The organism is Candidatus Neomarinimicrobiota bacterium (genome assembly GCA_022573815.1).
Taxonomy (GTDB): domain Bacteria; phylum Fidelibacterota; class SORT01; order SORT01; family SORT01; genus JACZTG01.
Genome location: JACZTG010000016.1, coordinates 1 through 21,682 on the forward strand (window position 1 = coordinate 1; position 21,682 = coordinate 21,682).

18 protein-coding genes are annotated in these 21,682 nt (G+C 41.6%); 7 read left to right on the forward strand and 11 right to left on the reverse strand.

All coding sequences use genetic code 11. From position 1 onward, the window contains the following. Positions 1-7: 7 nt before the first annotated feature. Together IIB39_07445 and IIB39_07450 are read right to left on the reverse strand one after the other, a co-directional pair. Positions 8-1,516, reverse strand: coding sequence for a CoA-acylating methylmalonate-semialdehyde dehydrogenase (locus IIB39_07445; GenBank protein ID MCH8928531.1), 1,509 nt, complete (start codon positions 1,514-1,516; stop codon positions 8-10). A gap of 154 nt (positions 1,517-1,670) precedes the next feature. Continuing rightward, a complete protein-coding gene (locus IIB39_07450; GenBank protein MCH8928532.1) occupies positions 1,671-1,985 on the reverse strand; it encodes a TfoX/Sxy family protein in 315 nt (104 codons plus the stop codon). Positions 1,986-2,078: 93 nt separating this feature from the next. On the opposite strand from IIB39_07450, the gene IIB39_07455 reads away from it, so the two are divergent. Next, complete coding sequence (locus tag IIB39_07455; GenBank protein MCH8928533.1) at positions 2,079-3,707, forward strand: hypothetical protein; 1,629 nt, start codon at positions 2,079-2,081, stop codon at positions 3,705-3,707. Between the two features lie 17 nt (positions 3,708-3,724). On the opposite strand, the gene IIB39_07460 is transcribed toward IIB39_07455, so the two are convergent. From IIB39_07460 to IIB39_07485, 6 genes are all read right to left on the reverse strand, one after another. Beyond that, entirely contained in the window at positions 3,725-5,257 is a 1,533-nt protein-coding gene (locus IIB39_07460) for an MFS transporter (protein ID MCH8928534.1), read from the reverse strand. A 9-nt stretch (positions 5,258-5,266) separates the two neighbouring features. Next, positions 5,267-6,214, reverse strand: coding sequence for a threonine dehydratase (locus IIB39_07465; protein ID MCH8928535.1), 948 nt, complete (start codon positions 6,212-6,214; stop codon positions 5,267-5,269). A 122-nt stretch (positions 6,215-6,336) separates the two neighbouring features. Continuing rightward, positions 6,337-6,663 carry a hypothetical protein gene (locus tag IIB39_07470; GenBank protein MCH8928536.1) on the reverse strand — a complete coding sequence of 109 codons (327 nt, stop codon included), beginning with the start codon at positions 6,661-6,663 and terminating at the stop codon, positions 6,337-6,339. 81 nt (positions 6,664-6,744) lie between these two features. Then, the gene (locus tag IIB39_07475; protein ID MCH8928537.1) at positions 6,745-8,433 is read right to left on the reverse strand and encodes a T9SS type A sorting domain-containing protein; all 1,689 of its coding nucleotides are present in this window, start codon (positions 8,431-8,433) and stop codon (positions 6,745-6,747) included. Positions 8,434-8,505: 72 nt separating this feature from the next. Further along, complete coding sequence (locus tag IIB39_07480) at positions 8,506-10,146, reverse strand: tail fiber domain-containing protein (GenBank protein ID MCH8928538.1); 1,641 nt, start codon at positions 10,144-10,146, stop codon at positions 8,506-8,508. A gap of 247 nt (positions 10,147-10,393) precedes the next feature. Then, complete coding sequence (locus tag IIB39_07485; GenBank protein ID MCH8928539.1) at positions 10,394-12,082, reverse strand: PAS domain S-box protein; 1,689 nt, start codon at positions 12,080-12,082, stop codon at positions 10,394-10,396. A 173-nt stretch (positions 12,083-12,255) separates the two neighbouring features. On the opposite strand from IIB39_07485, the gene IIB39_07490 reads away from it, so the two are divergent. Further along, a complete protein-coding gene (locus IIB39_07490; GenBank protein MCH8928540.1) occupies positions 12,256-14,442 on the forward strand; it encodes an FdhF/YdeP family oxidoreductase in 2,187 nt (728 codons plus the stop codon). On the opposite strand, the gene IIB39_07495 is transcribed toward IIB39_07490, so the two are convergent. Further along, positions 14,439-15,005: a molybdenum cofactor guanylyltransferase gene (locus tag IIB39_07495; protein ID MCH8928541.1), complete on the reverse strand. Its 567-nt coding sequence runs from the start codon at positions 15,003-15,005 to the stop codon at positions 14,439-14,441. The genes IIB39_07490 and IIB39_07495 overlap by 4 nt on opposite strands. A gap of 176 nt (positions 15,006-15,181) precedes the next feature. Here IIB39_07495 and IIB39_07500 point away from each other — a divergent pair, with 176 nt between their 5' ends. Then, positions 15,182-16,018: a purine-nucleoside phosphorylase gene (locus IIB39_07500; protein ID MCH8928542.1), complete on the forward strand. Its 837-nt coding sequence runs from the start codon at positions 15,182-15,184 to the stop codon at positions 16,016-16,018. A 5-nt stretch (positions 16,019-16,023) separates the two neighbouring features. Then, the gene (locus tag IIB39_07505) at positions 16,024-16,884 is read left to right on the forward strand and encodes a deoxyribonuclease IV (protein MCH8928543.1); all 861 of its coding nucleotides are present in this window, start codon (positions 16,024-16,026) and stop codon (positions 16,882-16,884) included. Between the two features lie 154 nt (positions 16,885-17,038). Here the strand turns inward: IIB39_07505 and IIB39_07510 are convergent, their stop codons facing one another. Both IIB39_07510 and IIB39_07515 read right to left on the reverse strand, forming a co-directional pair. Next, the gene (locus IIB39_07510; protein ID MCH8928544.1) at positions 17,039-17,683 is read right to left on the reverse strand and encodes a DUF1684 domain-containing protein; all 645 of its coding nucleotides are present in this window, start codon (positions 17,681-17,683) and stop codon (positions 17,039-17,041) included. Continuing rightward, entirely contained in the window at positions 17,671-18,717 is a 1,047-nt protein-coding gene (locus IIB39_07515) for a tRNA (5-methylaminomethyl-2-thiouridylate)-methyltransferase (protein MCH8928545.1), read from the reverse strand. The genes IIB39_07510 and IIB39_07515 overlap by 13 nt, the downstream gene beginning before the upstream one ends. Before the next feature lie 178 nt (positions 18,718-18,895). Between IIB39_07515 and IIB39_07520 the strand changes: the two genes are divergently transcribed. From IIB39_07520 to IIB39_07530, 3 genes are read left to right on the forward strand one after another with little or no spacing between them, the layout of a single operon-like run. Next, positions 18,896-20,293: a hypothetical protein gene (locus tag IIB39_07520; protein ID MCH8928546.1), complete on the forward strand. Its 1,398-nt coding sequence runs from the start codon at positions 18,896-18,898 to the stop codon at positions 20,291-20,293. Beyond that, entirely contained in the window at positions 20,294-21,265 is a 972-nt protein-coding gene (locus IIB39_07525; protein ID MCH8928547.1) for a hypothetical protein, read from the forward strand. It abuts the gene before it with no gap. Further along, positions 21,262-21,630, forward strand: coding sequence for a hypothetical protein (locus tag IIB39_07530; protein ID MCH8928548.1), 369 nt, complete (start codon positions 21,262-21,264; stop codon positions 21,628-21,630). Before IIB39_07525 ends, IIB39_07530 begins: the two co-directional genes overlap by 4 nt. The last annotated feature ends 52 nt before the right edge of the window (positions 21,631-21,682 follow it).

Below are 21,682 nucleotides of genomic sequence, written 5' to 3' on the forward strand. Positions count from 1 at the left end.
TATATTCCTACCAGCGTGATATAACGACCTTCTTATCGGTGTAGAATTCAATACCGTCTCTGCCGTGCGCCTTCAAATCGCCGAAGAAAGAACCTTTAGCTCCGCCGAATGTGAAGAACGACATGGGGGCAGGTACTCCAATATTCACTCCTATCATACTCGCATCCACTTTATATCTGAACTTACGTGCGTTGGCGCCTGATGTAGTGAATATGGAAATAGTATTCGCCAGAGGATGCAGGGATATCTGTTCTATGGCATCATCAAGACTGCTTACCTTTCTCATGGCGAGTACGGGTCCGAATATCTCCTCCCTGGCGATAGTCATTGAGGCGTCAACATTATCAAATATCGTCGGTCCCAGAAAGTATCCGCCTTCTTTTCCTTCCACTGTGGCGTCTCTGCCGTCCAGCAGCATCTCCGCGCCTTCTTCCAGCCCTTTTTCGATATATGAGAGTACTCTTTCCCGATGCGCAGCAGATATTACAGGTCCCATAGTCACGCCCTTATCAAGTCCGCTTCCCAATTTAATTTTGGAAGTTTTTTCTACAATTTTATCTCTGAGCTCATCATAGATTCTTTCGTCTCCCAATAACATACTCGCCGCCAGACATCTCTCTCCCGCACATCCGAAACAGGAAGCGACAATTGCATCAACAGCGACATCTATGTCCGCATCATCCGTCACCACCACAAAGTTTTTCGCTCCACCTAATGCCTGTACCCGTTTACCGTTTTGACTCGCTAAAGAATAAACATGCTTAGCTACCGGTGACGAGCCTACAAAGGATACTCCGGCAATGTCGGGATGTGTGCAGATAGCGTCCACAACCACTTTATCGCCGTGAACAAGATTTAAAACTCCCGGCGGTAATCCGATCTCTTCTATCAATTCAAATATTAGATTAGATGTGAGAGGTACCTGCTCGGACGGTTTCAGTATAAAAGTATTGCCTGTTGCCAAAGCATACGGGAAAAACCATAACGGCACCATTGCGGGGAAATTGAACGGCGTGATGGCGGCGAATACTCCTATGGGCTGCCGATATACCGTTGTATCAATCCCTACGGCCACATCTTCAAGCGAATATCCCTGCATAAGAGACGGGATACCGGCTGCGACTTCAACGTTTTCTATCGCTCGCCGAACGGAGCCACGCGCTTCATCGAATGTTTTTCCGTGTTCTATAGTCAACACTCGGGCTATATCGTCGAACCTGTCTTCCATTATTGTCTTTAGCTTAAAAAAATACCGCGCTCTCTCTAACGGCGGAGTCTCGCGCCAACCGGGAAAAGCGTCTTTGGCAGCTTTAACGGCCTCATCAAACTCTTCTCTGGTAGAGAGTGGCAGCTTTGCTATAGTCATACCGTTTGACGGGTCTGTAATATCAATTATATTTTTAGAACTCGATTCAACAAATGAACCGTTTATATAGTTTTTTACTACAGGTACAGATGTAGATTTATTTTCTTCGTTATCAAGAACAGCAGATGCTGTATCGGTTTTTGTCACCATTTTCAAGTCTCCATTAAATAATAAATTTCTTATAGATAATTCACGCTCAAGAGTTTTAGGTAGAAAAAAAACTAAACAATATCAACCGATTTGTCAAGGAAGAAGCTCTAAATTATTCAGATCCTTGACTGATATATTTATACTAATCAGCACGTTATTTCCCCGCTATCGATATGGATAACGCTGCGAATTCAAGAATTCTTTCCCTGTCTTCAAATACATCGGCAGGCACTTCATAATAGTTTTTAAGAGTCTGCTTTTCGTTTGGCTTGAACGGTCTCATTCCCTGTTCAATATAAGCATTTCTACTATTTTTGTCAGTTTTGAAGTAAAGTCTTCCTTTTGAGATAATTCCGAAAAACTTACTTCCTTCGTACATTCCGTATCCGCCGAACATTCCTCTGCATCGCAGACCAGCTAAACCGCTCAGTTGTTCCATAACAAAATCTTTAAATGAATCGTTTTTCATCGCTCATTGCGCCTTCTGATAAATATAAAATATTTCTCCGCTAATTTCCTCTCTTATTGCATTGAGCTGTGCCTGACTTTATCTTTACCGCTAATGAAATTTATTATTCCAAATAAGACCATTCTTAATTTTCTCCGCACTTTCCCGATAACCAATCGGTTCGTGTCCAAATTTGCGTTCATTTTCTTACTGATAATTATTTATTCCGGAGAGGTCAGAGGTGAAGAAGGTTCCAAAAACGAAACTCCGATTATCAGGAGTATAAATCTTGTCAGATTTAACGTGTTTACAGATGAAGAAAAAATATTTGGAATCAAATTTTCATACTTGAACAGATTACACGTTATAACGCGGAAAAATATCATCGAGCAAGAGCTGCTGTTCAAGGTAGGTGACTCGGTTGACCTTGATCTTTTCAGAGAGACCGAACGAAACCTTCGCAAACAAAATTACATCGGCAGCGTTAAAATTGTCAGTGAACCCAATCCGGATGGCGGTGTGGACATTACTGTTTATACAAGAGATTTATGGACGACTGTGGTAGGAGTAGAGATTTCGCGCATAAATGACGAAAATATTTTTGGGCTGCTTCTTCAGGAACAAAGCCTTCTCGGAACAGGCTCACCGCTTAGCCTCGGTTGGAATCAGAATGTAGATGGAAATTCCTGGAAATTAAGCCACCTCTTCAACAGAATTCGTGGAACCCGCTGGGAATTCGGCACTTTCGCCCGCAAGGGGCCTGCAAGAGAATTTCAATACCTGTTTACGCTTGATAGACCCCTATACTCTCTGGATACTAAATGGAGTTACGTTGTTCAGCTGAATAATTCTTATCTGACAATAAAAAAAGATACTGCGGAAGAATTTTTGGAAAAATCTAAATCACAACGATATTCTTTCTCGCGTGTTATTGGTAGGAGATTCATAAAAACTATCTCGACTCTTTCATTATTTGTGGAAGATTCCGAAACGGATATTTCTCAACAGAAACTAAGAGAAATTGCGGGATTCGTCAGATTCCGGTCATTTAGATTCGCAAAGACAACAAAATTAAATAAAATGGAACGAGTTGAGGATATTGCGCTTGGAGCGTCTTTAGGATTTGGAGCTGCAAAAGCAGGCGCCATTTTTCAGGGCGATAGAGATTTCTGGCGTTATACCGCCGATCAGACATTGGCTTTTCCATCCGGCTCAAAAACGTGGATTTTTCAAAAATTGCTCTATACTACCACTTTGGAGAACAACACAAATATCAATACTATTTGGGAATTCGATTTAAAAGTTTTTTCGAAAATATTTTCAAAGCACACACTTGCATTACACGCATTCACAGGCTCAAGAAGCAACCTCGATGAACGTACCGATTTCTATAGGCTTAACGACATAAGGGGATTAAGAGGCTTTACTTCTTCGGACTCTCTCTCGGGAGAAAAGGTATTTTTAATTAATATTGAAGACAGAATATTTTCCGACTTGAAATTTCTGACTCTTTCATTAGGAGGCGTCATATTTATCGACGCCGGAAACACGTGGAGAGAAAATGAAAATTTTCAGATTTCCGATTTAAATTACAGTGCGGGATTTGGTTTCCGATGGGAGCTCAGTAAGAGCGCATCCGCTCGGATAACAAGAGTCGATTTTGCCGTTCCGCTCGAAAGGAACCGTATATCTTTTAAAAACGTAGTCATTTCCATCGCATCCGGACAGACATTTTCTCTTTGATTTTTACTCCACAGAAATCAATCGGATAATTTAGATTTAGCGCTCATACTGAAATAAGCTGTGGCGGAACCTGCCAACGCTAAAATTACCGATATAAGCATTGCAACCTGAAACGCCGATATGAAAGAATCCGATATTGCATCCTTGATAAACGAGGCTGTAGTTGCATCTACGCTTTCCGGGATTTCCATTGCCGCAAGATTTATTTTATCAGATTCCAATTGAGAAATTTCCTTATCTGTCAATGATATGGATTCTAAATTTTTATCAAGATCATAGCTGAAAGTGTTCATCACCACTATCCCGACTACTGCTATTGCGATTAATCCCGCTGTTCGGGCAATTGCGTTATTTACGCCCGATGCAAGCCCCGAACGACTCTCGTCTACCGAACTCATTACCGTAGTAGTAAGAGGCGCCACAGTGATACCCATACCAATTCCAAGCAGAAGGATACCCGGGAAAAATGTTGTCCAGTAACTTCCTCCCACATCGGGAATTATTAACATAAAATATCCTGCCGCAACAACTAATGAACCGAAAACCAATGGCAATTTCGCTCCATATTTATCCATTAACCCGCCCGACCAGCGTGAAAGGAGTGATATACTAATAATCAACGGTAGCAGAGCAGCTCCCGCTTCTGTCGCCGTATAGCCCTGAACTTGTATGAGATTAAAGGGGAAAAAGAATAATGCGCCGCTTAACGCCGAATAGATAAAAAATGTCAAGATATTTGATCCCGAAAATGTTCTTGATTTGAAAAGGCTTAACGGCAACATAGGTGATTTTAGCCTTGATTCAACAAACAGGAAGAGAAGCAATATCAGCATCCCTCCCGCTACCAGACCCATTACCAAAATATTATTTAGTCCTAATTCTGATGATTCAATAAGACCATAGACCAATAAACCAAGACCTACGGTAACCAGAAAGGAGCCTATAAGGTCAAGTTTTTGGTCGTTTTCGTTATCTTTGCTTTCCTCAACTTTAAAAAACGTTATCAAAAGTACTATAACGGCAATAGGCAAATTGATGAAAAATATCCACCGCCAGGAAAAATTATCAATTAACCATCCACCCAATAATGGGCCAAGCGCGGCGGTAATCGCAGAAAAACCCGACCACGTTCCTATCGCTTTTCCTCTTTCACCCTCATTAAAATTAGAACTCAGAATTGCCAGACTCCCCGGAATTAGAATCGCTCCTCCGAGCCCTTGAAACAGTCGGGCAAGAATCAATTCGTCTATATTACGGGAGAATCCGCACCATGCGGAGGCTATAGTGAAAATTATCACTCCTATGGTAAACAATTTCTTTCTACCGAATTTATCACCGAGAGAGCCGCCAACTAAGATTAGCGAAGCCAGCATCAATGCGTAGCCTTCGATCACCCACTGGACGTCAGTTACGTTTGCATCAAGTTTCTCTTGCAATACCGGAAGCGCTACATTTACTACCGTGCCGTCAATGAACGTGAGACTTGAACCGAGTATGGTGGCTAAGAGAACCCAGCGACCGCTATTTTTGGCGTTTAAATTGCCCCGCATTAATTGCTTTCAATCACCCAATACAGATTTAAGTCGCTGCAGAGAGATATTTCCTCCGCTCATAATCAATACTACTTTCTTGCCCTCTAACCTTTCTTTCATCGTCAGAGCCGCCGCAAGCGGAGCTGCTCCCGCTCCTTCCGGCATGTTATGCGTATGCTGAATCATTAATCTCAATGCGTCATAAATGGATTCATCGGAGACCAAAAGAAAATCAGATAAATATTTTCTCATAATCTGCTGTGTGTTCTCAAAAGAAACTCTCGTGGCTATTCCCTCAACAGACGTGTTCATTTCGCCGGAAAGTTGCTCACCCGATTTCCAGCTCATCTGCATCGTAGGCGCCAATTTTGATTGTACTCCAATAACCTTGACAGTCGGATTCAAAGAATGTGCTACAATTGACGTCCCGCATGCGCCGCTTCCGGCGCCTACCGGCACTATGATGTAATCAACTTCCGGTAGTTCATCAAATATTTCTAAAGCATAAGTGCCCACACCGCAAATCAATTTTTCGTCTGTCGGACTGACAAATATTCCGCCTTTTTCTTCGGCGATTCCCATTATCCATTCACGCGCGCTGTCGAAGTCCGCACCGTGTGTCAGTACCTCCGCTCCCATTCCTTTCATAAGGGCGATCTTCTCCGGATTAGCCCCTTCCGGCACAGCGATTGTTGCTTTTGTCCCGTAAGCTCTCGATGCGTAGGCGATGCTCTGACCATGATTACCGCTGGAAGCAGTGTATAATCCTGCCTTCTTTTCATCCTCTGAAAGGTTAGCGACCAAATTGAGACCGCCTCGTACTTTAAATGCGCCCACGGGCTGATGGTTTTCATGCTTAACCCATACTTCCGCGCCTACTAATTCGCTTAATCCTGAATAATGATATAATGGAGTAGGATTCAGATGCTTGTAAACATTGGGACGAGCCGATTTAATGTCATCAATAGTTATCATTTAAAACGATCACCGAATATTAAGTGAAACAATGGTGTGAATATTAATGGTTATAAGAATTCCGAGCAACTAAAATAATTGCGAAAGACTAAGCGAGAATTTGCTGAACTTTATTTATCCGGCTAATATTTCTCTATAACAAGATCGGGATGATAGCCGGATATCCCCACCCGATACCATATAAATGGGAAAAGTGGATTGGGGAACCAGTAAAGCCATCCGAGATTTTTAACCACTTTATCCTTTGCCAATTTCAGGTCCATCCAAACGTATAGAAATTTGTAGGAACACAAACCGGGAATAAAGTTCGGTTTCATATTTTTGGTCTTTAGATATTTTTTACGAATGTAGTAATTCCCTTCAAATGGAGTAATCCCCCATCCCAGCGGACCCTCTGCTATGACAGTGCCTGAGGGCTTATGCGTAATTCTGATTTGTTTCTTTTTCATATGAAAAATTATGTCGGAATAGTCTTAAATGACCGTAGTTTTGCTTACAAAATTATTAATGATATATAAGAATTCATCAAATTATTTCAGCAACAGCATCTTCTTCGTTTCTATGAAATCACCCGCATTGAGCCTGAATATATAAATTCCGCTGGCTACTTTTCTGCCGCTCTGATTGAGTCCGTTCCATCTTTCCTCGTGATACCCGGCGCTCATTTCATCGTGCGTTATTTTCAATATTTCCTGACCCATCAGATTGTATATCCGCAGGGTTACATCGCTTCTAACCGGCAGAGCGTACATTATGGTCGTAGTCGGATTGAACGGATTCGGATAATTCTGGAACAGTTCAAATTTTTCCGGTAATGCATCGAACCCGTCATCTACTCCCACTGACAGGACAACCTGAATAAATATCATCGCGCTGTCGCTTGCTCCGCTTGTATCCGTTACCGTCAGTATCAACGTATCTTCGCCAATTCCCTCAAATCCGCTGGTTATCTCTATAATGCTGTCTCCGAGAATATTGAAGAACAGTAAGCTGTCACTGTGATTCTTGAACTCGGCGTGCCATTCCAACAGGGAATCCGGATCATCAATATCTATCTCAAGATTACTGATATCAATAACAAGTGTGGAATCAAATACGAATATAAGTGTGTCGGGAAGACCGCTAAGCGATGGAGCATCGTTCACCGGAAGAACATGCACCGCTACTCGTATTGAACTCTCGAGTGTCAAATCACGAACAGTGACCGTTATCGTGTCGCGATTAAATGCGAACCAGTTTTCCGGCGCATTAAACAGAACACTGTCACCCCGGACAAGTACAGATATTGAATCGCTGTCAGTTGTGCTGATTGACCAAATCAGCGTGGAATCGGCGTTATCTTCGTCATTAACGAAATCGAGCCAATCTTCGAAATGTATCACTAAAGAATCGTCTTCGTCGAACACTATATCAGGTATTCCCGCCAAAACAGGAGCATCATTTACCGGAGATATAATTATAATCGTTGTATCCCTCGAGCTCAAGTTTTCCTGATCAGTAAGAGTAAACTCAACTCTGAACAGACCGCTGCTGTCAGGCAGACCGGAAATCGTAACCGACTTCGTCTCATTATCGATCAGTATAAGTAAAGTAGAATCTACCGTCAGTATCAGATCCGCGACCGCACTTTCAAAATCAGACATGAACGGAGCGAGTGACAGAGTAACCGAGCTGTCTTCATCGAAAACAACGAGAGTATCAGGCAACGTTAATGTGGGAGCATCATTTTGATTGCTTACTTCTAAAATCCACCTGTGTATCGTACTGTCTGAACGGTCATCATAAACGGCTATCTGAATATCGTTCACACCCACATTTTCCTGTGATGGTGTCCACGAAACTAATCCGTCTGCGTTGACATTCAGTCCTGACGGAGCATCCAATACCGTGAATAGTATCTTATCGCCATTTGCGTCAGAGGCGAGAATCTGATACTCATAGAGTGAGTCCTCTATGGTAATCGTAATCGGTGCGCTTTCAACTCTCGGAGGCTGAGGTATCGCATAGATAATACCTGCGAATCCTATTACCGAACCGCCGCTATGCTTTCCGATGATCGGTTGCCCGATTACGCCTCTATGATTTATCGAGTCTGCTAACTTTTCAGCGCCTTTAATTACCTTATTTTTTATTCTGTCTTTATCGGCTGCCTTTAACGAAACAGCTGAACTGTGCGACATAACTATCAGAGTAAGAACGCACATTATGGCCGTTCTCATTCTACCGAAGAATCTTCTATTATATCTATCAGTTTCATACTATTTCGTTTATTGTTTAAGGAATCCGTTATTTTATCTTACGATTTCCGATACGATGCCGTTTATAATTTCGCGTAACTCTCGTAATTCCATCCTTAACTCGGAAATTTCGTCTGTTTTCCCTTTCAATTCCTTCGTGCTCTTATAGAGTTCCTGAATAGCGGCCAGCGCAATTCCCGAAGGATCAATTGTGGAGATAGTAACGTTGTTATCCCCTACATTGAAAATAGAATAGAAATCCTGCGCCATAGGGCCTATATGTTCTATTTCCTCTCCCTGAGATTTATAGTTCCAACGTTTTATCGGTAGTTCCATAACCTTATTCAGAATCTGTTTTGTGTTTACTTCCTTTATATTTCGTTTCATAGTACTGTCAGAAAGCGTCAGCCACGCTCCGCCACCCGAAACGAGCGATACGCCGGTCGTCATTTGTGAATTTGTCAGGAAAGTAACTCCACCGGCAGCGCGCACCTTGAACTGATTGTCTTTGTCAGCAGTGACATACGTTGTCGTTGAAGCATCTCCAAATACTATCGCGCCGTTTTTATCATTCGTGGAAGCAGCTGAGCCGAAAGCGATACTGTTGTTTCCATCGGCTATGAGGTTATTTCCCATTGCGACAGACCAGTTTCCACTCGCCTCGGTGTCTCTACCGAACGCTGTTGACCAGTTTCCGCTCGCCTTGGTATCCCGCCCGAATGCCGCTGAGAACTCACCTATATTGACATCATTCCAGTTACCCAAGTTTGAGAAGCCTGCCCTGAAAGCGCCTTTGCTCTTGTCAAAAAACATTCTTCTTTCGTGTACACCTATACCGTCGTCATCCAACTGAGTTGAGCCGAATACGAAATCATCAACCGCCAAGTTTCCGGGTATGTTTGATGTTACATTTGCTGTTGTGGAGAATGCTCCGTCCACTACTTCTCCGCCGCCTTCTGAAGGAGTCACCCAGCTGAGGTTTCCGGCTCCGTCATTTGTCATGACCATACCGTTTCCACCTTGAACTGTGGGGAGATTGAATGCGTAATCCGGCTGTGGAACAAAATCTAATTCACTCTTTAGAGCATATGATTGCGCTGCCGCTCCTCCAAGTGAATCAGCGTTCCCTGCGCTGTTTATCGTTATATCATCCGGAATCTGGGCATCGGAGGCAGTGCCTGATAGCGATTCAAAACTAAACGTTGTTACCGGTTCATAAAATGATGCAGGTCTTCCACCAAGAAAATCACTGTTGAGCGCATGTGTTGATGAATCGCTCTTTAGCGATTTCAGAGAGAAGAAAGAATATCCGATACGCAGCCTTGGCTGTAGAACATCGTTCACCTCAACGCTTAACCATAAATCCCGGTTTAGCTGAATGTTCAGGGGCTGTGATGAGCCGAGGAAGGCATCATAAAGTCCGTGATCCAAGACCACATTATGACTCTCCTCCCATAATTTTGTTCCGGCAGCGGCATCATCGTAGATGCGGAAGAGTATCTCATATTCTCCATCAGGAAGCGCATTCCCTGCTGCATCGGTCAGGAATCCCTGCATAGAAACCACGGGATTAACCTGTGCCAACGTGTTATTGACTGCCATAAATAATAGTGCAGTCATTGTAATTAAACGCATTAATATTTTCATCGTTTTGCCTCCGATGATTTGTTTATTCCTTGCTGTTTTTCCGTTCATTTTCTTTTCAATTCCGTTCAAGCTGCATTACTCCATAATAATTCAATTTCATATATTAACAAATGACATCCAACACATCTGTGATGTGCGTCACATAATAGCTACAGAGGTTTTCGATGTGATGCGAATCACATCGATTGGAAGGAAGAATCCGCCCTACCTTGAGCGGTTTTAAGCCAATTTTACACTTTTGGAAGTGTAATATGAACTATTTGGTATGGTTTTACTTAATTAGATATGATAATTGCTAAACTGCTTCCGGAATTAAAGCGTTTTTATGATTTTTCTGTTGCTGATCAGCTGTTGATTCAGCTTTAGATAACTTCTCTTCAATTGTTTTGAGTAATTCTTTTTCAAGATCGGCAGGTTTTATTATTTGCGTTATCTTTTTACTCTTCAACATTGACATATGCTCATGTGTTAAAAAAGTTCCGGTAACCATTATAAATGGCTGATTCAGATTTATCTTCTCAATATCCTTTAAAATATCAAATCCCGTCAGACCCGGCATATCCACATCACAGAGAACCAGGTTCGGCTTAAATGATTTATAAATCTTAACAGCGTCTTTACTATTATTAGTTACTCGTGTCAGAAAACCTTTCGCGGTAAGGTATTCAGAATATAAATTGGTTATATATTTTTCATCATCAACAATGAGAATTTTATGTTTTGTTTTTGAATGTGGTTCGAAGGGAATTAAAACACTAAATTCTGTTCCCTTATTATAATTTGACTTTACATTTATTTTTCCGCCATGCATCCGTTCCACGATTTCTTTGCTGATAACTAATCCCAACCCTGTTCCAATGCTGCTTTTTTTGGTTGTGTAATAATGATCGAATATTTTATCAAGATTTTCCTGCTTGATCCCCACTCCATTGTCTGAGACGTATCCCTCTACCCCTATATTATGTTCTGAAAGACGAGTTCCTATAGTAAGCGTGGCATTTGCTTTACCCTCAAGGGCATGAGTCGCGTTTATTATTAAATTTCTAAAAACCTGCTCAAGCTTCCCTGCATCTCCAAATATCTCATAATCACCGTCCGAAAATTCTTTCTTTATTCTGATATTTTTAAGCTGTCCTAATCCTTCAAAAGATTTGAACGTGTTACTTAATATATTACCAAGATTCAAACTTTCCATTTTAGAATCTATCGGTTTCCCCAAAGCCATATAATTTCTCGTCAGTCTCGCCACCTCTTTTGCTTTTTCTACTATCAGGGTCAGTGATTCTTCAATTTCACCATTTATTTTTTTTGTCAATTGCACCTGAGCCTGACCCATAATGACAGTTAACGGATTATTGATCTCATGTGATATTTTTGCTGCCATTTCGCCCATAGAAGCATATCGTTCAGCATTGACGAGCTGATCCCTGAGAACCCCTTCCTGCTCAAACGCTTTTTTCAATTGTGAATTTATATCAAGAATTTCCCAATGCTTTTCTTCTATCTCTTTATCTTTATTTCTCCGCTCCGTTATATCATGTATGATTTCTGTAAAATATATTTGATCGTGGAGTTTCCATTTTGCCAATGAAAGCTCAATGGGAATTTCGATTCCATCTTTCCTCAGTCCAATTACCTCTATAATTCCATCAATTCTATTCTTCCCGCTCAATATTTTTTTCCTACTTTTTAAATGGACTTCATGGAATCTCTCGGGAATTATAAATGTGAGTGGCTGTCCTACACTTTCTTCAATTGTGTAGCCAAATATTTTATTCGCCGCGCTATTCCAGGATATAATTATGCCCTGAGAATCAGCAGTAATTATTGCATTCGGGGCAGTTTCCACTACCGATCTAAATCTTTCATGATTATCCTTTAATGCCGTTTTGGAAGCTTGATATTTTAATGCGGTTTCCTCTAAATCCCAATTCTTCTGTCTAAGCTCGCTGATCTCCTCAACTAATTCTTTTCTCGTTTTCATCTCATCCTCAATTACCTTATCTTTTCATATTCAGTTCAATCTTACCTGCTAATTTATTTAGTTGAAGTAATATTACATACAAATTATAGAAGTCATTGAGGATTGCGGATTTCTGTTTAGTGGCGTAACTTCTGAATCATAATTATTTATCAGATAACTGCAATAATATGGCTATAAAACTCAAATATGCAGGTGGATGGCGCAACATAACCTATTCCTTCCGGATGGCTAAAAGAGCCGGCGGAATTCTGAAACTTTATAGAGCGTTACGGAATCCCAACACCTGCAAAGCGTGTGCCCTCGGAATGGGCGGTCATTCAGGCGGAATGATTGACGAATCGGGAAATTATTTTCAGGTTTGTAAAAAATCTATGCAGGCGCAAGCGCAGGATATGATGCCCGCAATCGACCCGAAAGTTTTCGTGGATAATTCTATAAACGATTTACGCAAAATGAGCGGCAGAGAACTTGAATCGCTGGGAAGGCTTCATAAACCACTCTACCTTTCCGACGGTGACTCACATTTTAAGCAGCTTGATTGGAAAAATGCTCTCAAGCTGCTTGTGGACAATTGGCGTTCTTCGTCACCTGATAGAAGTTTCTTTTACACTTCCGGCAGGTCATCTATTGAGGCAGGTTTTCTTATTCAGCTTATCGCCCGTCAATGGGGAACGAATAACGTAAATAATTGCTCATATTATTGCCATCAGGCATCAGGAGTGGGGCTCGGACAAAGTCTTGGAAGCGGAACCAGCAGCATCAATTTAGACGATTTAGGTCGTTCTGACCTGGTGGTTCTGATTGGCGCAAACCCTTCGAGCAATCATCCGCGGTTTATGACTCACCTGGTTAATTTAAAAAATAGGGGTGGGAAAGTTATTGTCATAAATCCTTTTAAAGAATTAGGATTGCAGAAATTTAAAGTACCAAGCAATCTGAGTTCCATGCTTTTCGGCTCAAAAATTGATGATCTATACCTTCAGCCTCATTGCGGCGGAGACCTTGCTTTCTTTAAAGCGGCAGCAATATTTCTCTGGGAGCAGGGAGCTGTTGACTCCGATTTCCTCAATAAGAGCTGCGAAAACCAGGATGAATTCAAAACCGATTTGGAATCGGATAACCTCACTGCTCTTCTTGAAAAATCAGGTATCTCTTATGAAGAACTCAAAAACTTTTGCGACCTGATAACAAAATCCGAGCATACGATATTCGCATGGGCAATGGGCGTCACCCATCAGCTTCATGGTGTGGAAACCGTTCAGGCTATCGCCAATTTGGCTCTCCTTACTGGGATGATAGGTAAAAAGGGAGCGGGGTTACTCCCGCTTCGCGGGCACAGTAATGTGCAGGGAATGGGCACTGTGGGCGTTGTTCCCACTCTAAAACCTGAAATCGCCAAAAGCATTTCTACGGCAATGAATTTTACTTTACCGGCAACGGAAGGCAAAGACACTTATTCTTGTATGGAAGCCGCTTATAAAGGTGAAATGGATTTTGCCTTGTTAGTCGGCGGTAATCTCTACGGCGCCAATCCCGACTCGAAGTGGGCTTCCGAAGCGCTCAGCAGGATAAAATTCACATCGTTCTTAAGTACTACTCTGAACTTGGGACACTTATACGGCAAGGGTAAGAGCTCATTGATCCTTCCGGTGCTTGCAAGAGATGAGGAGAAACAATCTACTTCTCAGGAAAGTATGTTCAGTTTCGTTCGGTTATCATCGGGTGGCGGAACAGCTCCCGATAAAGAAATTCCATCTGAATCTGAAATTATCTCATACGCAGGAAGAGAACTTTTGGGTAATGACCCGGTGCCGTGGAACTCGCTGAATGACCACGAAAAGATAAGGAATTTTATTTCGAGAACTATTCCCGATCTTGAAAAGATAAGTAAAATTTCATCCGGGAATGAATTCACTATTCCGGGCAGAGTAAAGCATAAACCTAAATTTAATACGCCATCGGGAAAAGCAAAATTGATTGTTGTGCTTCCTCCTGATTCAAGACCGAAAAAAGACAGGTTTAATCTGATGACCTTTCGTTCCGAAGGCCAATTTAACACTATCGTTTACGAAGAGGAGGATTTATTCCGGGGAGTAAATCACCGCAACGTATTATTTATGAACTTAGAAGACATAATCGAAAATGGTTTTTCAGCAGGAGAAACTGTTACTGTTGAAAATGAAACCGGAAGTATGAATGTTGAATTGGTTCAAGGCTCAATCAGAGCTGGAAATGTTGCTATGTATTACCCTGAAGCGAATGAATTGATACCCGGATTAATCGACCCTCAATCAAAGACTCCCTCTTTTAAGCGAACTTCAGTTAAGATTACTTCCCTGCTAAAACTAAAAATTCTTTAGCCATCGGATACTTCTAAGTCCGATTTTTCATTTATATTTCTAAACGGTTTTCTATTTTCAAAATTGACGATTTTTATCTTACTTTCGCTCAGCCATTTTTTCATGGAATAATTCTTCTCAATGGCAACTGTGAGAGAAGATATTCCTGATTTGTGATAACACGCTACCATCGGCTGCAAATTATTATCGTCAATGCTTGCAACTACGGAGCTGATTCCTTCTTTCTCCGGATCATCATTTATCGAATCGATCAGGTTTTTCAGTACTCCGGCTTCCATAAACGGCAGATCGCACGCTAAAAACAGACCCCATGAATTCAGTTCTCTTAATCCGCGCAGGATGCCTGCTAACGGCGTTTGCCGATTCAAATCGTCTCTTAAGACCGGCACTCCAAAGTCTGTGAATCCATCTTCTTCTTTTGATATTATAAATGTTTCGGAACTTAGAGGAGAGATGAGATTGATTGAACGCTCAATCATCGGTCTCCCCTTAAATGGATATAACGCTTTATTTTCGCCAAACCGCCGGCTATCTCCCCCTGCAAGAATAAATGCCGGTATCATTTATGAATGCCCATTATCTCATCATCATCGTTTGGAAATTAAATTTTCAACTTACCTCTCTATGTTACATATTAATGCTTTAGATTGCACTCAATATCTGGCAGTCACGATGTTTCTTGAAGTTGTGCGCACGTTTTTTTAACTTTTAATCCTCTAAAGTAAACCGGATATTACAATTGGACCAAACATTACTATCTGATTATTTAGCTGAATCTGTTTCATATATAAATAAACGACTCAAGCTGGATAGACCGTTTATCGGAATCATCCTCGGATCAGGATTGGGTAGATTTGTTGAATTGATAACTGATTCCAGCTTTATAAATACCGGCGATATTCCGCATTATCCCGTTTCTACGGTAAAAGGTCATTCGGGACGACTTGTTCACGGACATATAAATGGAATTGAAATTTTAGCGCTACAGGGTCGCGTTCACACTTATGAGGGGTACGAACAATGGCAAGTTACATATCCCTCCCGATTACTTAATGAGCTCGGTATTCGTTCGATTATAATAACAAACGCATCGGGTTGTTCAAACCCCGAATTCAATCCGGGCGATTTGATGATAATAAAAAATCATCTGAATTTTCTTTTTCAAGAACCTCTTGAAGATTGGGAAAAGGAGTCAGAAAACAAATCTACGCCTTATGATGAGGAGTATATCAGCTTAGCGTCCAAAGTTTCGGTTAGTTCGGGTATTCCACTCAGGCAGGGCATTTTAGCTGCAAATTTAGGTCCTTCGTACGAAACTCCCGCCGAAGTAAAGTTACAACGGTCTTTAGGAGCTGATGCCGCTTCTATGAGCACATTGCCTGAAGTAACCGTAGCGCACTATCTTGGAATGAGAGTGTTGGGTTTATCCGTACTTACGAATTTTGCGGCAGGATTGAGCAAAACACCTTTAAACCATAAAGAAGTTACCGAGATGGCTGAAGTAGTATCAGAGAAATTCGCCACACTAATTACCGAAATAATTAAAGAAATACACTCATTAGATTTGAAAGGATAAAAACTATGTCAGAAAAATCATTACTGGGAGCACATATGTCAGTTGCGGGAGGTGTTTACACTGCGGCTGAACGAGGGGAAGAATTGGGTTGTACCGCAATTCAGATATTCACAAAAAATGCCAACCGATGGGAAGCTAAACCTCTCACTGACGAGGATATTTCCAAGTATAAAGAGGAGATGGCTAAAACATCAATTATCAATGTCGTCGCTCACAACAGCTATCTGATAAATCTTTGCAGCCCCGATAAAGACTTAATCAAGAAATCACGAAATGCCTGTTTAATTGAGTTGGAGCGGTGTGAAACGCTTGGGATTCCCGCTCTGGTAACCCATCCCGGTTCACACTTAGGCTCAGGAGAAGAGACAGGAATTAAAGGAATTGCGGCAAGTCTCGATTGGCTGCACAGCAACTTTGACGGCACAACGGCAAAGGTAGCTCTTGAAACCACAGCCGGACAGGGAACTAATCTCGGTTATACATTCGAACAAATAGCGGATATGATAGAATTCACAAAAGATTCTGACCGTCTGGTTGTCTGTTTAGATACCTGTCATATTTTCGCCGCCGGCTATGATATCCGCACCGAAGATACATATAACAAGACTATTGAAGAATTCGACCGGGTCATCGGTCTTAATAAGCTCAGCTGTATTCATCTCAACGACTCGAAATTTGATTTCGGTATGAAAAAAGACAGGCACGAAGAAATCGGTGAAGGTTTTATCGGATTGGAAGCGTTCGGCTTTATTATGAACGATGAACGGTTGAAAAACATTCCCAAAGTTCTGGAAACTCCAAAAGGAGATGACGGAAAATCTCAGGATATAATTGCGCTTAAGAAATTGAAAAAACTTTTAAACTGAGGACTCATTATATGACCCGCGTCTTTCCCGAGATACGAGAGCTTTTCAGAAACTTTGAGGCGCCTGATAATGTTACATTCCACGCTGCAACAGTAGGAATGTTGATTCTTACGATTTTAATGAAAACGAAGAATAAAATTCCGGATAAATAGATTTACCCTTTTGCTTCATCCGTTTTAAAATTCTTTTCACCCGCTTTTATCGCAACTTTCAGATGGTTTTCAATCGGAGGCAGCGGACAGGAATAAAATGGACTGTAAGTGCAGTACGGATTATATGCCTCATTAAAATCAATCGTGATTATGTCTGATTCAGAACTCGGTATATCAAGATAGCGTCCGGCAGCGTAAGTATCAGTTTCGTTTGTCAAATCCTTAAATGGAACAAAATAATATGATTCTCCTGACGGATTCTCATCCACTTCCTTATAAAGCTGAACGCTATATTCGTTTCCATCAATTTCAAAACTAAAATAGCCGTATTTATGGAAATTCCTCAGGTCACTTGTAGATGTGAGCATCTCAACAACTTCCTGCTTTTCATATTTTTGGATTTGTCCGGTAAATTTATACTTTAAATCCGGCTCATAGTAATTAAGCTCGGAGAAACTGCCTTTATCTTCGTCAAGCAAAGGAGAGTCCGGGTCTTCTTTGAAATATTTATCTTTCACTTTCCGTAATTCAGCATAATGATTATTCAGATTGCTCAAATTATTATCTTCCTTCTTTCCGCAGCCGCTGAAGCCCACAATCAGGGCAGCTATTATAGATAGAAACGTTAAATGTTTTAAACTCGCCATTCTTCTATTATCTCCTCATCAGATGGAAACGGCGCCACTTCGATATTTTTGCTGTCGCCATTCGAAATCAATTTTATCTGAACCATTTCAGATTCCCGGCCTTGTCCATATCTCGCTGTAAGGCGAGCGATGTCGGACATTTGCTCATCGGTGGTCTCTCCTGTAATCAGTGTGACGGGACCTCCGAAATTAACTGTCTCCATCACGCTTCGACCTAATTTAAACCCTGAAAGGAATCGTCCCTCCTGCTCGTCACGGGCAACAATGACTTTCACGCCCGGCGCAGGTCGAAAATGTCTTCCCACCTTCAGTAGTATAACGTCTTCCGGCGTTAAAGGTTGTTCGTTATTATCATTTAGCATATCGCGGAGCTTATCAGAATATGCTTCATCCGTGAGAGTACAGCAGCCTCCGGCAGGTTGCGGATAATATTCTATATTGAATTTCTCCACAAGCTCCATCTGCTTCTTTCGCGTTCTTCCGCTTATGTCGTAAAGCTGCTCTCTGTCTATCCATCCAAGTTTCTCGGGAATAGTTTCCGGTAAGAGTTTTGCCGAGAGCGGACGCAATAAATATCCCTCTAATCCTGCTTGCTCAGCTATAACGGACAGCACAGGCTTTCGCTGCGACTTAGGTCGCTGCCCCATCACCTCGCCGGAGAATACAAAATGTGCTCCTATCTCTTCCATATATCTCTTTGCTTTGGTGAACATCATAATTCGGCAATCAATACACGGATTCATATTTGCGCCGTATCCATGTTGTGGATTCAGCAAAATGTCCCAGTACTCAGTTGAGATATCAATAATCTCTAACGGAATTTCAAGATCAGCTCCTAACCGCAAAGCTTCATTCTGCATTTTTTGAACAGGCTCATCATCCCGATTTAATTTTCTGTGATGATCAGTAATGCAAAATCCGGTGCTGAAATTCACACCCTGAATTTCCACGCCCATTTCTTTTAATATGTGCGCCGCAAGAGTGCTGTCCAATCCCCCTGAAAGCATTCCCACAGCTTTTATTTTATCTGACATTATTCAGTTACCTTTCTATAGCAGAGGAGTTTAATAATTCGGCGGCTGATTGTCAACATAAGTGCGTTAAAATTGTTTAATTTTTCTTCGTAATTCTTTATTTCTGAATGCCTTGACTTCATTCTTCCACTCACTTATAATTACTTTTCGCTTGTAGTTATTAATTTGCCATTAAAAGGTGGATAAGCATATTTCTCGCAATGATTTTCAATATCCGGGGGGGATATCAGTTCTCAATGCTATTGCTTTCATATTTTTTTCTTTAATTCAGATTTCATCCGTTTCAAGTCAATCCTACGACACTCGATTCACATCTTCAATTTATTCGTGGACAGAAAGCTATGACGGCACCGAAAGGGAACATCTCAGAGGTTATCAATCCGGTAGTCTGACACTGCGCGACGTAGGAATCAAAAGATTAAAGATTAAAAGTTACTTTTATGTTACCGACGATTTTTCTGAAGCTGTTGAGGGTGGCACATACTTTAAGATGTATGACCTTTATGCGGAGTACACTCGGGCATTCATGGCAACCGATGTCCGATTTGGAAGACAATTCATCTTTGCCGGAGTTGGTAGGGGTCCGATGGATGGGCTTCGACTTACTTATAAAGGTTGGAAAAAGGGGAAAGTACGGCTTTACGCAGGTACATTGGCGCCACTTTCAAATCCGGAAACAGTTGACGATTGGAATGAAAGCCATATTTTAGGCGGCGAACTAACTATTTTCCAACTATTGGGCAACGTTCTGAAACTCAGTTTTGTGAGAAGATCTAAAAATGTTGAACCGTATGAGCTTGATCAGCCGAGATTGGGAATAAGTTCCATAAACCCTATTTCGCTTCAACGGCAGGCAGCGGGATTCAATCTCGCAAGAAATTTAAATAAAGAAATGAGTCTGTTTATCCGGGGTGATTTCAGCGTAGGCGAAGGCGTTGTTGACGGAAATATTGCGTTGGAAAGAGGCGAGATCGTTTTCACCCATTCTAAGCCGGAATCTCATTATCTGACTCTTGAACTCTCAAATAGACGTCCTTTAGTTTACGTCAATTCTTTCTTCAGCAGATTCACCAACCTGTTGCGCCGGAGCAATGATTTGAGTCTGGCGTTTGACAGGAAAGTGGCCGGCAATATGTGGCTAAACATTAAAGCGGCAACTGTTCTATACGGCGAAGGCGTAAATAGCTTCCGGTTTAACAGTGGTATCACATTGAGCAAAATCTCCTCGGGGTTAGTGATTAGGAGAGGATATGGTGGAAACTGGACCGGCATTTACGGAGGATATTACGGCAAGTTATCCCGAAATCTAAGCCTTAGAGTTGACGGCGAATGGTCGGACTTTTCCATTACTTCCTTTGATCTTGATGATAACGACAACAGCACCGCTTTCAGCTTGAGGACGGGATTCAATTTACGTTTTAGCAGGCGAGTCTCCATAGACGGAGAATTACAATCTCTGAGCCAATCCATTGAATGGAGAAATATCGGAAATATCATTCCCTTTGCAGGAAACGACAGGGAATTGAGAGTCTTTCTGAAACTTAATCTATGGTTTTTCAAGGGTGCGGATTACTAATTGATTAAATATATTCGTTTAATTATTCTTTTTCTACTTGGCAGCTCTTCAATTATTTCGGCTGCCGATGAAAAGAATATTAGTCCTCTGAAGATTTCTCATAAAATTCATTTGGCTATCCCGAATGTTAATTGCTCCACCTGCCACGAAGGCACCGATACCTCTATCTCGTCATCTGATGTTCTCCTGCCGACGAAAGAGGTTTGTCTGACTTGCCACAAATCAGATTCACCCGAACTGAAGCAGAGTAAGACAATAAAATTTATTCCGAAAGAACCTGAACTTAATTTCAATCATAAATACCATACGGTGACGCGACAACTTCTCTGTTTCGTCTGCCATGTTAATGTGAAAGAAGTGGATTTCCTCACCGATGCCAATATGCCGCCGATGACCACTTGCGTTAATTGTCATAATGATAAAGTTGCGCCTACGGACTGTTCATGGTGCCACATAAATGAAGATGAGCTTCGTCCCGAATTCCATACTGCCGATTGGCTTCACAAACATCCGGTAAAATTCAACTCGGGAATCTTGAAGCCGGAAGAAAATTGCGTTATGTGTCATCAGGAAAACTGGTGTCAGGATTGTCATACAGGTTCTCAACTTGCGAAATCGTCCTCAAAAAGTGTTGCACCTTTTTACCAGCCAACGGAACGGGGAAAGAAACCTCAATCTATCGGAAGAGTTCATTCTTTGAATTATCGTTTTTTACATCCTATAGAGGCAAAGGGAAAAGATCGTTTTTGCACTACTTGCCACGATTTCACAGAATTCTGCGTAGAGTGCCACAGAGATGACGAAAATCAATTTATGCCTAAATGGCATCAGGGCGCCGATTGGGCGCCGAGCATTATTTTGGGCGGCAGGCACGCGGATTTTGCGAGAAGGGATTTGGAGCGTTGCATGGGTTGTCACGATGTTCAAGGGCAAGCGACCATCTGCTTGAGATGCCACATAGACGAAAGATGAAATTCCCACTTATTATAAATATCACTCTTTTCTTCCTTACAGGCTGTGCTGACCTTGCGGAAAATCCTACTGATATTGAGCATTTTGATAACGTACCGGATGCTGTGTTGACTATTATTGACGGCAACTGCTCAGACTGTCATCAGTCCGACTCCCGGAGAGTTTTTAACGGTCAAAAACCATATTTCAGAAAGCTACAACCCGATAGCAGTTCGACTCTTGATACGCTTCAAATATGGCAAGCTCGGAAACGTATCAGTATTAGAGTGAGCGAAGGAACTATGCCGAGAGCATCAGATACCTTAGATGTCTTCAGCCGGCTTCCTCAGGAACAAATTGATCTGATATTTAATTGGGCTTTTTAAGGTTACTTTTTTGTTTATTGGAGCTGATATTATACGAATCATACCTTTTGAA